Here is a 17,640-nt window from a genome sequence, read left to right on the forward strand (position 1 = left end):
CGGGCCCGCCCGCCCGCCGGTCCGCGTGCGCCATGTCCGCCCGCGTCAGTGCGGCGTCTCGATCGAGACGGTCACGTCGTCCAGCGACGCGGCGAAGTCCGCGCCCAGCGCGCGGGACGGCGTCTGGAAGCCCGCGGCCAGATCGGGCAGCCGCTGCACGATCCGCAGCACCGCGTCGCTCGTGATCCGGTACGGGTTCGGGCCGGTCAGCGTGGCGGTCGCCTTGTTGCCCGCCGCGTCGGTGGCCTGCCCCCACACCTCGCTGCGGGTGCCGGCCAGCCGCCGCTCGCCCGGCCCCCGCACCACCAGCCCCACCGCACCCGAGACCGCGCGGCGCAGCGGCCCGAGCCGCACCGCACGGGAGGCGGCCACCACGGCCTGCGGCATCGCGGTGTACGTGGTGATGTCGGGGATGCCGGTCGAGTGGTAGGCGGTGCTCACATCGCCCCACGGGATCGACACCACCGTGCGGGCGCCCGAGGGGAAGGCGGCGCGCACCTGGCGGGAGCCCAGCGGCACCGAACGGATCTCGCCACCGCTGCGGATACGGCCGCCGTCGGGCGCGCCCTCCACCAGGGTGCGGGCGGTGCCGGGGCTGGGGCCGCCGCCGAGCAGGAACGCCAGGTCGAGCTGGGTGGCGTCCGGCAGCCTGGCCGCGAGCAGCGCCGCCACGCAGTCGGTCGGCACCACGTCGAAGCCGGCGCCCGGCAGCAGGGTGATCCCGGCCGCCTCCGCGCGGGTGCCGAGCGCGCGCAGCGACTCGAACACGTCGATCTCGCCGGTGATGTCCAGGTAGGGCGTCCGCGTCTCCACGCACGCGTGCGCCATCGGCAGCGCGGTACGGGTGAACGGCCCCGCGCAGTGCGCCACCGCCGTCACGTCCTTCAGCCCGCGGCGGATGGCGGTCGGCTCGGAAAGGTCGAACACCCGGTGCTCCAGACCGAGTTCGGCGGCGAACGGGACCAGCTTGGCGGCGTTGCGACCGGCCAGCACGGGGCGCTGGCCCTGCGCGACGGCACGGCGGGCGATCAGGCGACCGGTGTACCCGGTGGCCCCGTACAACAGCCAGGTCATGGAGTGCGATCCTTCCGCGGCGGTGCTACGAGAGCTGACCGGAACCGTACACGCGCGGTCCGTCAGGCCGCTATTCAGTAGGCGGGGGGCGGCCGACGTGCGAGGCTTGGGTCATGACCGACGCAAAGCAGGCGGCCGACGCGGCCGCCGACAGCAGTTCGCTGGATGCGGAAGCGGCCGCACCGGCCGATTCCGCGGAACCGGAAGGGGAGAACCCGGCCGCACCCGCCGAGGACGACGTGAAGCGCAAGTTCCGTGAGGCGCTGGCACGCAAGCAGGGCGGGCGCGGCGGAGGCGGCACCGCGGGGACCGGACCGGACCAGTCCAAGGTCCACGGCGCCCACGGCCGCGCGGGCGGAGCACGCGAGTTCCGCCGCAAGTCGGGGTGACCTGACCCTCCGGGGTGCCCCCGTCCGCCGGTTGAGGGACCACCCGCCGGCGGGGGGGTCCTCGCGCGGTTCCCCGCGCCCCTTGAGGTTGCCCTCCTTCCGCGGAAGCAGCCGTACATACTCAGGGGCGCGGGGAAACTCCCGCCAGGGGGGTACCCCCAGCGCGCGGCGGGCCACCGGACTGGTGGCCGGAACGCGACCGAAACCGAGACGGCGGGGGCCCAGGCGGCTGTATAGGGTCGAACGGTGACCATGAACCCGCTGCTGAGCCCGAGCCCGCTGCCCTACGGCCTGCCCGCCTTCGCCGGGTTGGACGACGCCCACTACCTCCCGGCGTTCAAGCGGGCCATCGCGGAGCACACCGCCGAGGTCGAACGGATCGCGGCGGACCCCGAACCCCCCACCTTCGCCAACACGCTGGAGGCGATGGAGCGTTCGGGCGAACTGCTCGCACGGGTGGGCGCGGTCTACAGCAACCAGGCGTCCGCACACGTCACCGACGGCCTGCGGGAGATCGAGTCCGAGGTCAGCGCGATGACGTCCGCGCACCGCGACGAGGTGTACCTGAACGCGCAGCTCTACGCGCGGATCAAGGCGCTGTACGAGACACGCGACTCCCTCGGCCTGGACCCGGAGTCGCTGCGGCTGCTGGAGCGGTACCGTATCGCCTTCGTACGTGCCGGGGCGGAACTGTCGCAGGAGGGCCGGGAGCGGCTGCGCGCGCTGAACGCGCGGATCGCGGCCGCGAGCACCGAGTTCGGCCAGAACGTGCTGGCCGCCAGCAAGGACGGCGCCCTGGTGCTGGACGACCCCGCGCAGCTGTCCGGCCTGTCGCCGGACGCGGTCGCGGCCGCCGCGGCGAACGCCCGCGAGCTGGGCCACGACGGCAAGTGGGTGCTGAGCCTGCGGAACTTCACCAACCAGCTCGAACTCGCCGTTCTCGACGACCGCGAGGTCCGGCGCCGCCTCCTGGCCGCCGCCATGGACCGCGCGCAGGACACCAACGGCCCGCTCGCGGTCACCCTGGCCACCCTGCGCGCCGAGCGGGCCGCGCTGCTGGGCTACGACAGCCACGCCGCGTACACCGTCGCCGACACCACCGCCGGCAGCACCGAGGCCGTGACCGCCCTGCTGGAGCGCCTGGTGCCGCCCGCCGTGGCCAACGCCCGCCGTGAGGCCGACGCGCTCGCCGAGACCGCCGGCGGACCGATCGAGGCATGGGACTGGGCGTACTGGTCGGAGAAGGTCCGCAAGGAGCGCCACTCCATCGACCAGGCGGCGCTGCGCCCGTACCTCGAACTGGAGTCGGTGCTGCGCGACGGCGTCTTCCACGCCGCCCACGAGGTCTACGGGATCACCGTCACCGAGCGGCCCGACCTGGTCGGCTACCACCCCGACGTCCGGACCTTCGAGGTCTTCGACGCCGACGGCAGCGGGCTCGGGCTGTTCCTGATCGACTTCTTCGCCCGGCCGACGAAGCGCGGCGGCGCCTGGATGAACGCGCTGGTCCCGCAGTCCCGGCTGCTCGGCCGGCAGCCGGTGATCGTCAACAACCACAACATCGCCAAGCCCGCGCCCGGCGAGCCCGCGCTGCTGACGTTCAGTCAGGTCGACACGCTCTTCCACGAGTTCGGGCACGCCCTGCACGGGCTCTTCTCCGACGTGCGGTACCCCTACTTCTCCGGAACCGCGGTGCCGCGCGACTTCGTGGAGTACCCGTCGCAGGTCAACGAGATGTGGTCGACCTGGCCCGAGGTGCTGGCCCGGTACGCGCGCCACCACGAGACCGGCGAGCCGATGCCCGACGGCATGGTGGCGCGGATGCTGGAGGCCGCACGGTTCGGCGAGGGATTCGCGACCGTCGAGTACCTCGCGGCGGCGCTGCTGGACTGGGCGTGGCACTCGCTGCCGGCCGGCAGCGATCCGGGCGACCCGCTGGAGTTCGAGGCGCGCGCCCTGGCGGCGGCCGGGATCGACCTGCCGGCGATCCCGCCGCGCTACCGCACCACCTACTTCACGCACATCTTCGGCAGCGACTACAGCGCCGGCTACTACTCCTACATCTGGAGCGAGGTGCTGGACGCCGACACCGTCGACTGGTTCGAGACCCACGGCGGCATGCGGCGCGCCAACGGTGAGATCTTCCGCCGCGAGTTGCTCGCGAAGGGGGGGAGCAAGGACCCGATGGCGGCGTTCGCCGTGGTGCGCGGCCGCGCACCACGGGTCGAGCCGCTCCTCTCCCGCCGCGGCCTGCGGTAGCCGGCGCCCACGGCGGGCGGGCGCGGGCGGTCGGGGCGGTGGGCCGCGCCTGGGCCGTGTGGTGGAAGTGGCGCCGTCCGCCCGAAGGGAGGGGCCCGTGGCGTCCGGTGTGTGCGATCGCAAGGCGGAGGGTTGTCCTCGTAGTGGGCCTACTCCTACAAGCCCGACAAGGAAGCGAGCGTGCCTGCCGGGCGCCACGGGACGGGGGCGCCTCCCTCGCCGAAGGCAGGGGGACGGACTTCCCCGACATGGCCTGGGGGTCAGTTCGGGGCGTTCATCAGGTCGATGACGTAGGCGTCCAGCCGCGCGTCCGCCGCCTGCGTGGTCAGATCCGCCCGGCCCGCCTGCCGCCAGGGCCGAGCGGTGTCGCGCAGGTCGCCGGCGAAGGCCAGCGCGTCCAGCAATCGCCAGTAGCGCCGTTCCGGTGCGGTGGCGGCGAGCGTGCCGCCGGCCGCCTCGTACTCCGCCGCGAACCGCCCGCCCCACGAAGAGCCGTGCAGCAGCGCCAGGTTGGTGGAGCAGTGCGCCACGTCGAGGTCCGCCGGGCCCCATGAGGTCTGCACCCAGTCGACGACACCGGTGATCCGCGGGCGCGGGCCCGCCAGGTCGAACAGGACGTTGCCGGGGTGGAAGTCGCGGTGCAGGAACCGTCCCGCGAAGGGCGGCGCGGGTTTCCCGATCACGTCGATCGCGGCGGACCATGCCGCCGGGTCGGCGCTCTCCGGCCGGACGACGGTGTCGGCGGTCGTCCACGCCTCGTACGCGGGCGGGCGCCGCGCGGGCCGCACCGCGTGGATCGCCACGAGCGCGCGGGCCAGCAGCCGGACGCGTGCCTCCAGCTCCTCGTCGTCGAAGACCGTCCGGCCGGGCAGATGCGTCATGAGCAGCGACGGGTACTCGCACCTCGCGGCGGCCGGGTCGGCGGCGACCAGCGCGGGCGCCGGCACACCGCGGCCCGCGAGCGCATCGGGCGCATCGGGCGCGCCGAGCACGTCGAGAGCGTCGGCCTCACGGCCGAGCAGGTCCTCGGCGTGCTCGACGAAGAACGGATGCGTGAAGGTCCGCAGCACCAGGTGCCGCACGCCGCCTGCCGGTCCGCTGACCGTCAGCCGCCGCATCTCCGCGCTGATGCCGCCGTGCAGCGGCTCGGCCCCGGTGATCCTCTCGCCGGGCCGCAGGTGCCGCCCGGCCCAGGCGAGCGTGCGCGGCCGTATCGCCCCGCCGTCGACGGTCATCGCCGGGCGGCTACGCGTCCGCGACCTGGTCCCGCTGGGCCGGGGCGGGGGGCGGCCACGGGGTCCAGCCGGTCTCGGGGGTGACGGCGACCTCGCGCCACCAGGGGAAGGCGGCCGGGGCGGTGACGGGTTCGAAGGGCTGCCCGACGAGCGGGGTGACGGCCTGCACGCCGGAGCGGTGGGCGGCGTCGAGGGTGCCCTCGCCGGGGTCGGACCAGGCGTGCGGGGCGAGGTTGAAGGTCCCCCAGTGGATGGGCAGCATCACGCCGTGCGAGGTGCCGCCGGACAGGTCGAGGTGGGTGCGGACGCCCTCGGCGGGAGTCATGTGGATGTCCGGCCAGAACTCGCTGTACGCGCCGATCTGGATCATGGTGGCGTCGAACGGGCCGTGCAGCTGGGCGATGTCGGCGAAACCGGGGAAGTAGCCGGTGTCGCCGCTGTGGTAGATCCGGTGGATGTCGTCGGTGACGACCCAGGAGGCCCACAGGGTCTGCTGCCGGCCGCGCAGGCCGCGCCCGCAGAAGTGCCGCGCCGGGGTGGCGGTCAGGGTCAGCCCGGCCACCTGGGTGGACTCGTGCCAGTCCAACTCGCGCAGCCGGTCCGCCGGCACCCCCCAGTGCTCCAGGTGCGAGCCGACGCCCAGCGGCACCACGAAGACCGCGCCGCCGCGGATCAGCGCGATGATCGTCGGCATGTCGAGGTGGTCGTAGTGGTCGTGGGAGATCACCACGGCGTCGATACCGGTCAGCGACTCGACCGGCACGGGCGTGGGGTGCACCCGCTTGGGCCCGGCGAACGCGAACGGCGAGCACCGCTCGCCCCACACCGGGTCGAAGAGCACCCGCCGGCCGCCGATCTCGGCGAGCACCGAGGAGTGGCCCATCCACGTCAGCCGCAGGCCCGAGGCCGGCGGCTTGGCGAGGTCGGCGAGCGTGGTGGGGTGCAGCGGGACCGGCCGGGCCGGCTTGCGGGCCAGCCGCGCGTCCTTGCGGAGGTTGGCCGGCAGCGCCTTCAGCATGCCGCCGCTGGGGGTGGTGCGGGCGCCGACCGGGTTCACGAAGGCCCCGTCGGCGTAGTGGGGTGAGGCGAGGATGCGCTCCAGCCGCGCGCCCGCGGGGTCCGCGCCGAAGGGTGCGGGCCGCAGCTTCACGAGGTGGGACGGCTGTCGGCGGGCGCCGGTCACGGCTCCTCCTGGCGATCGTCGGGCGGCGGGGTATCCGCCGCTTCCATTATGCGGGGCGGTCGCGGAACCGCTCCGGTGAACGCGATGAGCTCTCGATCACCCGAAGGCGACCACCAGTTGGTCCCGAACCGGAACGTAGCCCAGCCGCCGGTAGACGTGGTTGCTCACCGGGTTGGCCAGATCGGTGAAGAGCACGACGTCACGCGCCCCGGTGTCCAGCGCGGCCCGCGACACCGCCGCGGTGACGGCTCCCGCGTAGCCGCGCCCGCGCAGCGCGGCCGGGGTGTAGACGGCGACCACCCGGACCGCGCCGTCCTCCGGCGACGTCATGCCCGCCATCGCGACGGGCTCGCCGTCCACCTCCCACAGGACGCGGCCGCCGAACCGGAGGGCGTCGGCCACCACCCGCTCCGCACCCGGCATGGGCTCGCCGATGTCCCGGGCGAACTCCTGGTGCCAGCGCAGCAGCAGGCCGAGGTCCCGCTCTTCGGCGACCCGGGCCCGGCCGGGCGGCGCGGGGCTGCGCGGGGTCAGGGCGCCGAGCCGGTGCAGCCGCTGCTCGCGCACCACCCGCGGCGCCGCGCCGGTCCGCTCCCGCCACGCCTCACCGAACGCCCGGACCGCGTCCGCGTCCCCGCGCGCCCCGTCCAGCGGGCCCTCCCACCCGGCGGCCAGCTCGCGGGAGGACTGCCGGGTGCCGGGCGCGAGCAGCGGCGGATACGGCGGGGTGCGCAGGAACGCGGCCTGCACCGCCCCCTCGTCGCCGGTCCGCCACCAGCCGAACACCGGCGGCTGCGCTCCGTACGCGTCGGGGCCCCGCCGGCGCAGCGTCCCGCAGACCGTCCGCAGCACGTTGGTCTCCAGCGGGTGCCGGTCCAGGAAACCGCCGGCCGCGGCGGTGAACTCCGCCACCGACGGTGTGAACGTCCATCCCATCGCCCCATCCTGTCCCCACCGGCCGGATTTACGCACCGGGAATTCCGCGCGATGACCGGGCAGGCTGCCGGCGTACGGCTCGCCGGCTCCCGTGCCGCGTCCGCGGCCAGGCACGGGCCCCCGGGGGCCGGGTCCGCGTTGCCCCGGCCTACGCTCCGGCCTCCTCGTCCGCCAACTCCTGCCCGTCCGCCATCTCCTGCTCGTCCACCGCGTCGGCGAGCCGCTCCAGCGTCCGCTCCATGCCGCTCACCCAGACCTGCCCGCCCTGCATCCCGTCCCGCTCGTCGGCCGGGGCACGGGAGCAGTCGTACGCCTCGGTGACCAGGGTGGACCCGGGGCCGGCGGGGGACAGGGTGTAGATCCAGCGATGGCCCCAGCGGCTGCCCGGCAGGCCGTGTCCGGGGTGGCCGCGGCCCGCCTCGGGCTCCCAGGCGATACGCCGGTCCTGTTCGTACTCGACGACGTGGTTGTTCATCTCGTAGTGGCCGTGCTCCGAGTAGTACATGCGCATCACGAAGACGTCGCCGACGCGGGAGACGGGCGTCTCGGTGACCGCGCCGCGCAGCATGCCGGAGCCGTCGAGGTCGGTGTGCCGGGTGGGGTTGGCCAGGACCCGGAAGACGGCCGCCGGCGGGGCGGGAACCACCCGCGACACCGTCACGGGTTCGTACGGGGACTCGTCGGTCATGGGGTGCACCTCCTGCCGCCGAGCGTAGGGGCGGGCACTGACAATCGGACGCGGCCGCGCCCGGCGGCGTGGAGGCGTGCCGGAGGCGTTACGACGTGGCGCGGCCGAGGTACGTCAGCGGCCCCGCGTCCGGGACCGGGATCTCGTGGAAGCCGAGCCGGTCGTAGAACGCGCGGGCGGAGGTGTTGGTGCTGAGCATGCCGAGGTGCACCGCCGGGACCCCCTTCGCCGCGAGCGCGGCCAGGTACGCGGTCATCAGGGCGCGGCCGTGCCCGGACCGCTGCGCCCGGGGGAGCAGGTCGATGTGCAGGTGGGCGGGGTAGGAGGCGAGCGCGGGCACCACCATCCGCTCGGGGAGGTGCAGCAGCACGGCCATCGACTCGGCGGGCGTGCCGGGTTCGCCCGCCGGCGCGGGCCAGCGGCCGGCCACGGACGGCAGCCACTCCGCGCGGAACCGCTCGACGAACCGCGCGGTGTCGCCGGTGCCGACGATGTAGCCGACCGCCTGCCCGCTGCCGTCGTCCACCACGAAGGTGAGGTCGGGTTCGAGCACGGCGTACGGCGCCGCGAAGATCGCGCCGACCAGGTCGCGGTCGGGCTCGGCGTAGGACGCGGAGGCGTCCTGACCCGCGTCGGCGGTGCGCAGGCAGATGTCGTACAGCGCGGCCAGGTCGGCGGGGCGGTACGGGCGGACGAAGGGGGTGGTGCCGGTCACGGGTGCTCCGGATCGTCGATGTCGGGGTGAGTGTCGGGGGTAGGTGGCGGGATCGGTGTCGGGCTTGATGGCGGGCTTGATGGCGGGCTTGATGGCGGGGCCGGTGGCCCGGTCGGGGAGAGGGCGGCCGGCCGGTCAGAAGGGGGGCCGCGGGCCGGCCGGGTGGCCGGCCCGCAGCGTGCCGAAGGTGAAGGAGAACGCGGCCGGGGCGGCGGCCAGCCGGAACTCCGGCAGCGCCTCGGGCCCGCAGGCGCCGCTGCCCACCCCGTGCAGCCCGTGGTCCAGGTGCACCCAGATCAGGTCGCCGCGCTTCAGCTCGTTCGTGTGCTCGGCCGCCGCCAGCTCCTCGGTGCTCCACGGCCGGGCGGTGAACCAGAACGGTGGCGCACCGGTCACCCGCAGCCCCGAGCCGTCGGCCCGGCGCAGCTCCGCCCACCGAACGTCGGCGCGGGCGCCGTTCTCCTGCGGCCGCACGTAAGGCGTCTGGAGGCCGTCGACGGTCGAGCGGTGCCGGCCCAGCCGGGACGCCTCGCGGGTGTCGGGGTACGCCTCGCCGGGCCCACCGCCGTACCACTCGACGGTGTCGAGCGTGGGGCACAGCCCGAGCCGTATGCCGAGCCGGGGCAGCGGCAGCGTCCAGGGGCCCTCCGGGGTGACCTCGATGTCCAGGGCGAGCCGGTCGCCGGCCGCCGTCCAGCGGTAGACGGTGCGCAGCCCCAGGTCCGAGGCGGCCGGCGCGACCCGGGTGGTGACGGTCAACGCGTCCTGGCCGGGGGCCACTTCGTCGATCCGGTGCCGCATCCGGTCCAACCCGGCTTCCCGCCAACGGCGTTCGAGCTGTCCTTCCGGATACCAGTCCGCCCCGCGGTCGTTGTCGATCGGCGCCCGCCACACGTCCAGCCGGGGGCCGTCCACCACCGCGCCGTCCAGGTAGCGCAGGGTGCCGTCGGCCGCGTCGAACATGCCGGGGCCGAGCATGATCAGCCCGCCCTCGACCCGCCGCGGGGCGTGCGGTGCGCCGGGCAACGGGCCGGCCGGCACGGCCGGTCGGCCCACCTCGAACTGGGCCCACGCCACTTCGTGGCCGGACGGCGCCCACGCGGTGTCCTCGGCGAGCACCGCCCGCACCGTCCAGCACGCCTCGCCGTCCACCGCGGTCCGCGGCGCGCGCGGCAGCGCCACCTCGGCGCTCGCCCCCGGCGCCAGCGCGGGCACCTCAAGCCGTCCCTCGGCGGCGAGTTCGCCCTCCACCTCGTACGCCCAGTGGAAGGCCAGTCCCGAAACGTCCGCGAAGTCATGGCGGTTGGTGACGTTCAGCAGGCCGCGCGCCAGATCCGCGGCGAAGCCGACCGGCTGCACCACCTTCTTGTACTCGACCAGCCCGGGGGAGGGCGTGCGGTCGGGGAAGACCAGCCCGTCGCAGACGAAGTTGCCGTCGTGCAACTCCTCGCCGAAGTCCCCGCCGTAGGCGAAGTACGCGCCGCCGTCCGCGGTCCTGCGGCGCAGCCCGTGGTCGATCCACTCCCACACGAAGCCGCCCTGGCAGCGTTCGTACGTCTCGAAGATCCGCTGGTACTCGCTGAGTCCGCCCGGGCCGTTGCCCATCGCGTGGGCGTACTCGCACAGGATGAACGGCATCGCGCGCCGGCGCCGGTCCGACTCGGCGTCCAGGAGCGGGGGTTCGGCGCGGCGGCCGATCGTCTCGCTCTCCTCGTGGTTGGCGTACATCCGGGAGTAGACGTCGACGTCCGCGCAGGACTGGTCGCCCTCGTAGTGGATCGGGCGGGCCGGGTCGCGCCGCCTGATCCAGTCGGCCATCGCGGACAGCCCGCGCCCGGTGCCGCATTCGTTGCCCAGCGACCACATCACCACCGCGGGGTGGTTCTTGTCGCGCTCGACCATCCGGGCGGCCCGGTCCAGCAGGGCCGGGGTCCACCGCTCGTCGTCCACCGGGTTGCGGCGCCAGTCGACCTCGGAGAAGCCGTGCGTCTCCAGGTCGCACTCGTCGACCACCCACATCCCCAACTCGTCGCACAGGTCGAGGAACGCCGGGTGCGGCGGGTAGTGGCTGGTGCGGACCGCGTTGACGTTGTGCCGCTTCATCAGCAGCAGGTCCCGGCGCATCGTCTCCAGGTCCACCGCCCGGCCGTGGTCCGGGTCGAACTCGTGCCGGTTCACCCCGCGGAACAGCACGCGCCGCCCGTTCACCTTCAGCACGCCGTCCTCGACGCGGACCGTGCGGAAGCCGATCCGCAGCGGCACCCGTTCGCCCTCGGTGGCCAACTCCGCGTCGTACAGCCGCGGTACCTCCGCCGACCACGGCTCCACCGGCACCACCGCGGTCTCGCCGGTCGCGATGTCCAGGCCCAACTCCGGTACGGTCACGGTCCCCTGGGGATCGCAGTCGACCCGCAGCGAGCCGTTGCCGGTCAGGTGGTCGTAGTCGCAGTGCACGAAGAAGTCCGTGACGGCGCCCTCGGGACGTTCGATCAGCGTGACATCGCGGAAGATGCCCGGCAGCCACCACATGTCCTGGTCCTCCAGGTAGCTGCCCGAGGACCACTGGTGCACCCGCACCGCCAGCACGTTCCCGCGCGGCCGCAGCACCTCGCCGACCTCGAACTCCACCGGCAGCCGGCTGCCCTTGAAGGTGCCCAGCTCCTCGCCGTTGAGCCAGACCCGGGCGCAGGAGTCCACCCCGTCGAAGCGCAGCACCGCCGCGCCGCCCGGCCAGTCGCCCGGCAGGTCGAAGCCGCGCAGGTGGTCCCCGGTGGGGTTCTCGGTGGGCACCCGCGGCGGGTCGATCGGAAAGGGGTAGCGGACGTCGGTGTACGCGGGCCGGCCGTAGTCGTGGTCCTGGCCGTGGCCCTGGAGCGGCCAGTGCGAGGGCACCGGCAGCACGTCCCAGCGCGAGGCGTCGAAGCCGGGGCGGGCGAACGATTCGTCCGACCCGTCCGCCGTCGCCGACAGCCGGAACCGCCATGCCCCGCCCAGGTTCACCCGGCGCGCGTCGGACACCCCCGTCCACGCCCGCGGCGGGAGCGCTCCCGTTCCCGGCCCCATGTCCTCGTAATACGGAAGCGGCCCGGACGGCGCCTCGTGCATGGTGCGGCTCCTCATGGTCCCGTCGAACGAATGTACCTGCCTGCGACGACGATTCTTCGCCAGCGGGGAGGGGCGGCGCCAGCGCTCACGCGGACGGATTCGGGGGATTCACGAGTGACGGGCGGGGCAAGGCGGTTCACGCACTCACGCGCGGCTCGGGCATACCCACGCACGGCTCACGCGCACCCACGCACGGCTCAAGCACCCGCGCACGGCTCGGCTCACGCCTCCACGCGCAGCACCGTCTTCCCTTTCGCGGCACCGGACTTGATGTCCTCGTGCACCTTCGCGATGTTCTCCCACGACTCGACGCGCCAGACCGGCACGGTCAACGTGCCCGCGGCGACGGCGTCGGCGACCGTCTGCGGGGCGTCCAGGCGGAAGACGGTGCCCTCGCGGCCGCTGGCCCGGACGCCGAACTCCGCGGCGTTGCCGAAGTCGGTGACCGTCACCACGTGCGAGGGATCGCCGCCCGCGATCGCGATCAGCTCGGGGAGTTGGCCGCCGGGGCCGATGTCCAGGACCCGGTCGACGCCGCCGGGGGCCAGGGCGCGCACGCGGTCCGCGAGGCCGTCGCCGTACCCGGTGACCTTCGCGCCGAGTTCGCGCATCGCCGCGGCCTTCTCGGCGCCCGATGTCACGATGACCTCCGCGCCGCGGCCCACCGCGATCTGCGCGGCGAGCCGCCCGACGGCGCCGCTGCCCCCGTTGACGAACAGGGTGTGCCCCTCGGCCACGCCGAGTTCGTCGAGGGTGCGGATCGCGGTCTCGGCGAGCATCGGGATGGCCGCCGCCTGCTCGAACGACATGGTGTCCGGGATGTTGGCCCAGTGGTCCAGCACCGCGAACTGCGCCGCGCCGGCGGTGGCGCCGCCGAACATCAGGTTCCCGAAGACCCGGTCGCCGACGGCGGTGCCCGCGACGCCCTCGCCGGCCCGCGTGACGACGCCGGCGGCCTCGAAGCCGGTCCCCTGCGGCAGGGACCCGCCCAGGGCGCCCTCGCGGACGAACCAGTCGGCGGGGTTGGTGCCGCACGCGCGCACCTCGATCAGAACCTGGCCGGGGCCGGGGACGGGTGTCTCGGTCTCCACGAACCGCAGCACCTCGGGTCCGCCGAACTCGTCGATCTGTACCGCTCGCATGGGCACTCCACTCCGATGACGTGATGACACTTGATGTCATCACAACGATAACACCAAGTGTCATCGGGTAGGGTGAAGGCATGCCGAGATGGGAGCCGGACGCCCGGCAGCGCCTGGAGACAGCCGCGCTGGAGCTGTTCGCCGAGCGCGGCTACGACGGCACGACCGTCGCGGACATCGCGGAGCGCGCGGGCCTGATGAAGCGGTCGTTCTTCCGCTACTTCCGCGACAAGCGGGAAGTCCTCTTCGGCGGCACCGACGGGCTGGTCGCCCGGCTACGGGCGGGGGTGGGCGACGCCCCGGCCGGCGACCCGCCGTGGCAGGTGCTCCTCGGCGCCCTCGCCGGCTCCGCCTCCCTCTTCCCGGCGGACCGCTCCCTCGCCCACCGGCGGCAGAGCGTCATCGCCGCCAACCCCGAACTGCGGGAGCGGGAAGTCCTCAAGGTGGCGGTCCTTGAGGACGTGCTCAGGGACCTGCTCGCCGAACGAGGCGTCCCCCCGCGGCAGGCGGCCTACCTGGTGCGGCTCGCCCTGACCGTCTACGAGCAGGCGTTCACCCAGTGGATGGAGCCCGGCGCCCGCGCCACCTTCGAACGCTGCGTGGCCGACGCCGACGCCGAACTCCAACGGGCCCTGTCCACCCGCCACTTCGCGTAGCACGGTTCTTGCTGATCGTCGGATCGTCGGTTCGGCCGTGCCGTGCCGTGCCGTGCAGTGCAGTGTGGTGCCGTCCCGTCCCGAACCGGTCCCGTGTCAGGGGGCGGCGCGGCCCCCGGCGCACAGCGCGTGGTCGATCAGCGCGCTCCCCGCGTTCTCCTGCTGGGAGATGTGCTCCTGGGAGTCGCCGAGCGCCTCGGACATGGAGACCACCGCGCTGCGCCGGCCGTCGCCGGTGACGCCGTTGAGGGTGATGTAACCGCCGTCCCCACCCTCATGGCTCCAGTACGTTCCCCCGCAGCTCAGGGGTCGCTCCACCAGCCCCAGCCCGTACCGTCCGCCGGGCCACATCGATCGCCAGTCCGCGCTGACCGGGACGGTCCGCTTCATCTCGGCCAACTGCCGCGCCGGGAGCAGCCGGCCCGAGAGCAGCGCGCGGAAGAAGGTGTTCTCGTCCCGCGTGGTCGAGACGAACGCGAGGATCTCGTGCTCCACCGGTACCTGGTAGGTGACGTCCACCCGGGAACCGGGCCCGAAGAACTGGTAGGCCCGGGCGTGCGGATCGGGCAGTGTCGGCGAGACGCCCGTCCACCGGGTCCGGTCGAGGCCGAGCGGGCGCAGGACGCGGTCCTCGATCTGCCGATGGGCGGGTTGGCCGGTGACCTTCTGGATGATCATGCCGAGCAGGACGTAGCCGGTGTTGGAGTACTGCCAGCCCCCACCGGGCGGGAAGTCCGGCGGGTGGGCCATGGCGCGCGCCACCAACTGCGCCGAGCTGTAGACGTCGTCGCGCTGCTGGACGTACTCCTCCGGCGTGGTGTAGCCGGGCAGGTCGTCGTGGATGCCGCTGGTGTGCTGGAGCAGTTGGCGGACGGTGATCCGGCTGCCGTCGTTGCCGTTGCCCCGCACCACGCCCGGCAGCCAGTGGTCCACCGTGTCGTCCAGGGAGATCCTGTGCTCGGCCTCCAGTTGGAGGACCACGGTGGCGACCAGCGTCTTGGAGGTGCTGGCCATGCGGAAGTAGCCGTCGGAGGGCACCGGGCGGCCGGTGTCCAGGTCGGCGGTGCCGCTGGTGGCGACCGTCGCCCGGCCGTCGGGCGCGACCACGCGGGCCTGCACACCGCTGACGCCGAGGGCGTGGATCGCCTCGGTGTCCTGCCGGAGCCGCTCGGCGGGGGAGGCGCCGGCGGTCTGCGCGGAGGCGGTGGCCACCTCGGCGGCGAGCAGCGCGGCGACGCCGACCGCCACGGCGAGGTGCTTGCGTAAAGTCCAGGTCATGCCCGGACGCTACGTCGCGCGCCGACGGGGCACGATCGGGCCAGTCCCATGATCGGACCGGGGGATATCCCCCGGCGCGGGCCGCCGAGGACCGGCAGCGCGTCTGCTGCCTGCCGTCCGGGCGGGCGCACGAAGCGCCGCCGCCCCCGAGCCGATCGTCGGCCACCGCGCAATCCGGCTGCCGCGTCCGGAGCTTGACGCGCGCACGGGTCTGGTCGGGTTCCACGCCGACCTGGCCACCCCCGGGCTCGGCGGGCCCTGGCACTCCGCGCCCGCGGCCACGCCGAGCGGAACTCCGAAGGCTCCACTCGACGCTGCCGACCGGCACGGAGCCGATCGGTGCGCCGCCGGCCACCCCGTCGTGGGAGTGCCGGCCGGCCGGTCGCCCCCGAGGCCGGCTGATCGGCGGGGTGGCCGACCGCATCGTGCCGGCGGGCGTGACGCGCTGCCGCCCGAACGGTTCGACGACGCGGTGCCGTTGGGGAGGAGAGGGGCGGCCGAGCGTCGTGGTCGAGGTCGCACGGCCGGGACCGATCCCGCCGATGCCGGTCGGCATCCGAGTCGCCCGCGACGCGCGGCAGCGGAGCCTGTCGCCGCTGCCGCGGCTCCAACCGGCGGCACGCCCGCCCGCGATGACCGGACCGGGCGGCTGAGCGCCGCCGGGTCAGGCCGGGTCCACCCGGATCGAGCCGAAGGTGTTCTGCGTCAGGCTCGACACCAGGCCGATGCCGCCGCGGCGCAGCGCGATGCCGCTGTCCCGGCGGACCAGCGTGCCGTCCAGCCACAACTCGAGGACGTCCGCGGCCGCGTGGACGAGGAACGTGGTGGCGGCGCCGACCTGCGGGAAGGGCGCCGGCGCCGCGGCGCCGACCTGCGTCAGGGTGCCGTCGTGCTTGGTGAACAGCCGGGCGTTGCCGTCGGCGCACAGCCGGTACTCGTAGTAGTTCGCGTCGTCCTGGAAGCGCGCGACCACCCCGACGAAGGTGTCCTGACGGTAGGAGGGGTCGGAGTACCACACCACCGGTGCCACCGTCGGGCTGACGGCGACCGTGAACCGGTAGTCGGTCCAGGTCTGATCGCCCGCGACGAGCAGGGCCGGCTCGCCGATGGTGTCGCCCTGGGACTCGCCCTCGGACAGGTTGGTGTTGGCGATCACCGGCCCGCGGGCGCCGTCGGCGACGTCCCAGTCCCCGCGGCCCTCGACGATGCGCCACCCGGTGGGCAGCCGGTGGCCCAGGTCGGTGGTCGCTCCGGCCCGGATCGGCGCCGTCCACGGCAGGCGGACCGGATCGCTGATCGCCACCTCGACGGCGGCGGTGACGTCGGGTTCGGCGGCGCTCGCGGCGGTGATCGTCACCGATCCGCCGGCCGGGACCCGGGCCGGGGCGGTGTAGGTGCCGTCGGCCGTCACCGTGCCGACGCGGCTGTCGCCGCCGGGCCGGCCGTCGACCGACCAGCGGACCTGCTGCACGGTGCCCTGCGTCGGTACGGCCACCAGGTGCACGCTGTTGCCGGCCGGGACGGCGGACGGGCCGGGGAACGGGAACACCACCCGGCTCGGCGTCAGGTGCGGCCGGTAGGGCCGGTCGAGGCCGATCACCAGCACGCCGTGGTACTCCAGCCGCGGCACCCGTACGGTGACCCGGCCGGAGGCGTACCGCCAGGACGGCGCCTGCCGTCGGGCCGGACCGACGGTGTCCGGGGTCACCAGCGTGACGCCGGCCGGGCGGCGGTCGGTGGACACCGTCACGGTCAGGTCGGTCTGGGTGCGCATGCTGCCGGTGTCGTTGTCGAAGTCGCCGTTCACCACGTGCACGATCCGCCGGCCCGGCTGGTCGAACGCGGACAGGTGCACGTTCGGCGCGCTGACGTCCAGCGTGGCCGGGGTGATCGCCCGCAGCTCGCGCCGCAGTTCGTGGGTGTCCCGCTGGAACGCGGCCAGATTGGACTCCAGCGTGAACACCCCGCGCACCAGCCCGTCGAGCACGTTGTACATGCTGCGGCCGGCCGCCGGGAAGCCGCCCGCGGCGAGGATCTGGGCGGAGGCGATCCGCACGAACGCCGGCCAGGAGCCGAAGTCGTGCGGCCCCCAGAAGATGGTCGGCGTCGCGTAGTCGATGAAGAACACGAACGGCTTGGGCGCGACCTTGGCGATCGCGGACCGCAGTTGCGGGATGAGGTTCGCGGTGCCGTCGAACGGGGCCGTGCTCTCGGCGGCGGGCACGTCGAGCCCCTGGAGCCGGAACGGGTAGTTGCGCAGGTAGTAGTCGACCGCCTCGGCGCCGGTGTTGGTGTCGCCGTCGAGCGCGGGGAAGTCCGCGCCGCCGTAGGTCGAGTTGGCCGACAGGTAGACCGTACGGCCGTGCGTCTGCCGCGCCTGCTGCCTGATCGCGCGCATCGCCGGGGCGATCACGGAGGTGTCGGTGGGGTACCACTCGTCGAACTCGACGCCGTCGAACCCGGCCGCGATCTGCCGCTCGGCCTTGAAGACCAGTTGCCTGACGGCGCTCGGGGTGTCACTGACCAGGTGGTACACCGGGCCGTTCCCGAGGGGGTCGCCGGACGCCTCGGCGGGGTCCACCCCCGGCGCGAGCGTCTCCAGCTCCGGTTCCCAGTAGCTCGCCGACACGCCGGCGCCGAGCAGCGCGCCGTCCTGTGCGAGCCGGACCAGGCTCTGCCGGACCGCGGGGAAGCCGCGGTCCTCGTACTCGGTGCCCACCCACTCGTACGCGGACCGGTGCACGAAGTCCGGGGCGATGACCCGGGTGAGCCGGCGGTTGCGGGCGTCGGACGCGTTCTGCTCGAAGAGCCACACCTCGACCTGGTCGAGGCGGCTCGGCGGGGTGGCCGGCGCGTTGGACGGCGCCGACCAGTGCCGGCCGTCGGCTCGACGAGGCGGTGGCGGCACTGGCCGACATGCCCAGTGCCGTGCCCGTCGCCGGGGGCACCGACCTGATGGCGTCGGTCAACTCCGGCCTGC

The 17,640-nt window shown here is 74.2% G+C and carries 13 protein-coding genes and 1 pseudogene; 4 read left to right on the forward strand and 10 right to left on the reverse strand.

What is annotated here, in order from left to right:
• Positions 1-45 precede the first annotated feature (45 nt).
• Positions 46-1,074: a saccharopine dehydrogenase NADP-binding domain-containing protein gene (locus AB0399_RS32515; protein WP_328471338.1), complete on the reverse strand. Its 1,029-nt coding sequence runs from the start codon at positions 1,072-1,074 to the stop codon at positions 46-48.
• Positions 1,075-1,187: 113 nt separating this feature from the next.
• Between AB0399_RS32515 and AB0399_RS32520 the strand changes: the two genes are divergently transcribed.
• Together AB0399_RS32520 and AB0399_RS32525 are read left to right on the forward strand one after the other, a co-directional pair.
• Positions 1,188-1,463 carry a DUF5302 domain-containing protein gene (locus tag AB0399_RS32520; RefSeq protein WP_329363215.1) on the forward strand — a complete coding sequence of 92 codons (276 nt, stop codon included), beginning with the start codon at positions 1,188-1,190 and terminating at the stop codon, positions 1,461-1,463.
• 252 nt (positions 1,464-1,715) lie between these two features.
• Positions 1,716-3,722 carry a M3 family metallopeptidase gene (locus AB0399_RS32525; protein ID WP_329373738.1) on the forward strand — a complete coding sequence of 669 codons (2,007 nt, stop codon included), beginning with the start codon at positions 1,716-1,718 and terminating at the stop codon, positions 3,720-3,722.
• A gap of 260 nt (positions 3,723-3,982) precedes the next feature.
• On the opposite strand, the gene AB0399_RS32530 is transcribed toward AB0399_RS32525, so the two are convergent.
• The 7 genes from AB0399_RS32530 to AB0399_RS32560 all read right to left on the reverse strand — a co-directional run bounded on the left by AB0399_RS32530 (position 3,983) and on the right by AB0399_RS32560 (position 12,726).
• On the reverse strand, positions 3,983-4,957 hold the full coding sequence (locus tag AB0399_RS32530) for an aminoglycoside phosphotransferase family protein (protein ID WP_366413763.1): 975 nt from the start codon (positions 4,955-4,957) through the stop codon (positions 3,983-3,985).
• 10 nt (positions 4,958-4,967) lie between these two features.
• Positions 4,968-6,140: an MBL fold metallo-hydrolase gene (locus AB0399_RS32535; protein ID WP_329363213.1), complete on the reverse strand. Its 1,173-nt coding sequence runs from the start codon at positions 6,138-6,140 to the stop codon at positions 4,968-4,970.
• A 96-nt stretch (positions 6,141-6,236) separates the two neighbouring features.
• A complete protein-coding gene (locus AB0399_RS32540) occupies positions 6,237-7,076 on the reverse strand; it encodes a GNAT family N-acetyltransferase (RefSeq protein ID WP_366413764.1) in 840 nt (279 codons plus the stop codon).
• 148 nt (positions 7,077-7,224) lie between these two features.
• Positions 7,225-7,764 carry an SRPBCC family protein gene (locus AB0399_RS32545; RefSeq protein WP_366413765.1) on the reverse strand — a complete coding sequence of 180 codons (540 nt, stop codon included), beginning with the start codon at positions 7,762-7,764 and terminating at the stop codon, positions 7,225-7,227.
• Positions 7,765-7,852: 88 nt separating this feature from the next.
• Entirely contained in the window at positions 7,853-8,479 is a 627-nt protein-coding gene (locus AB0399_RS32550) for a GNAT family N-acetyltransferase (protein ID WP_329363206.1), read from the reverse strand.
• 135 nt (positions 8,480-8,614) lie between these two features.
• Entirely contained in the window at positions 8,615-11,584 is a 2,970-nt protein-coding gene (locus AB0399_RS32555; RefSeq protein ID WP_366413766.1) for a glycoside hydrolase family 2 TIM barrel-domain containing protein, read from the reverse strand.
• Positions 11,585-11,805: 221 nt separating this feature from the next.
• Positions 11,806-12,726 carry an NADP-dependent oxidoreductase gene (locus AB0399_RS32560; RefSeq protein WP_329363202.1) on the reverse strand — a complete coding sequence of 307 codons (921 nt, stop codon included), beginning with the start codon at positions 12,724-12,726 and terminating at the stop codon, positions 11,806-11,808.
• A gap of 80 nt (positions 12,727-12,806) precedes the next feature.
• Between AB0399_RS32560 and AB0399_RS32565 the strand changes: the two genes are divergently transcribed.
• On the forward strand, positions 12,807-13,382 hold the full coding sequence (locus AB0399_RS32565; protein WP_329363200.1) for a TetR family transcriptional regulator: 576 nt from the start codon (positions 12,807-12,809) through the stop codon (positions 13,380-13,382).
• Positions 13,383-13,478: 96 nt separating this feature from the next.
• On the opposite strand, the gene AB0399_RS32570 is transcribed toward AB0399_RS32565, so the two are convergent.
• Positions 13,479-14,660 carry a serine hydrolase domain-containing protein gene (locus tag AB0399_RS32570; protein WP_366413767.1) on the reverse strand — a complete coding sequence of 394 codons (1,182 nt, stop codon included), beginning with the start codon at positions 14,658-14,660 and terminating at the stop codon, positions 13,479-13,481.
• A 664-nt stretch (positions 14,661-15,324) separates the two neighbouring features.
• A complete protein-coding gene (locus AB0399_RS32575; RefSeq protein WP_366413768.1) occupies positions 15,325-17,568 on the reverse strand; it encodes a hypothetical protein in 2,244 nt (747 codons plus the stop codon).
• Between AB0399_RS32575 and AB0399_RS32580 the strand changes: the two are divergent.
• Positions 17,547-17,640 (forward strand): annotated as a pseudogene (locus AB0399_RS32580) (dehydrogenase); the annotation flags it as partial. The gene AB0399_RS32575 and the pseudogene AB0399_RS32580 sit on opposite strands and share 22 nt — an antisense overlap.

Origin of the sequence: Streptomyces sp. NPDC088194 (assembly GCF_040702025.1) — a bacterium.
Taxonomy (GTDB): Bacteria; Actinomycetota; Actinomycetes; order Streptomycetales; family Streptomycetaceae; genus Actinacidiphila.

Bases quoted from the DNA above. Each gene is read 5' to 3' on its own strand.
- AB0399_RS32515 (WP_328471338.1), bottom strand. From the start codon at position 1,074: ATGACCTGGCTGTTGTACGGGGCCACCGGGTACACCGGTCGCCTGATC.
- AB0399_RS32520 (WP_329363215.1), top strand. From the start codon at position 1,188: ATGACCGACGCAAAGCAGGCGGCCGACGCGGCCGCCGACAGCAGTTCG.
- AB0399_RS32525 (WP_329373738.1), top strand. From the start codon at position 1,716: ATGAACCCGCTGCTGAGCCCGAGCCCGCTGCCCTACGGCCTGCCCGCC.
- AB0399_RS32530 (WP_366413763.1), bottom strand. From the start codon at position 4,957: ATGACCGTCGACGGCGGGGCGATACGGCCGCGCACGCTCGCCTGGGCC.
- AB0399_RS32540 (WP_366413764.1), bottom strand. From the start codon at position 7,076: ATGGGATGGACGTTCACACCGTCGGTGGCGGAGTTCACCGCCGCGGCC.
- AB0399_RS32545 (WP_366413765.1), bottom strand. From the start codon at position 7,764: ATGACCGACGAGTCCCCGTACGAACCCGTGACGGTGTCGCGGGTGGTT.
- AB0399_RS32555 (WP_366413766.1), bottom strand. From the start codon at position 11,584: ATGCACGAGGCGCCGTCCGGGCCGCTTCCGTATTACGAGGACATGGGG.
- AB0399_RS32560 (WP_329363202.1), bottom strand. From the start codon at position 12,726: ATGCGAGCGGTACAGATCGACGAGTTCGGCGGACCCGAGGTGCTGCGG.
- AB0399_RS32565 (WP_329363200.1), top strand. From the start codon at position 12,807: ATGCCGAGATGGGAGCCGGACGCCCGGCAGCGCCTGGAGACAGCCGCG.
- AB0399_RS32570 (WP_366413767.1), bottom strand. From the start codon at position 14,660: ATGACCTGGACTTTACGCAAGCACCTCGCCGTGGCGGTCGGCGTCGCC.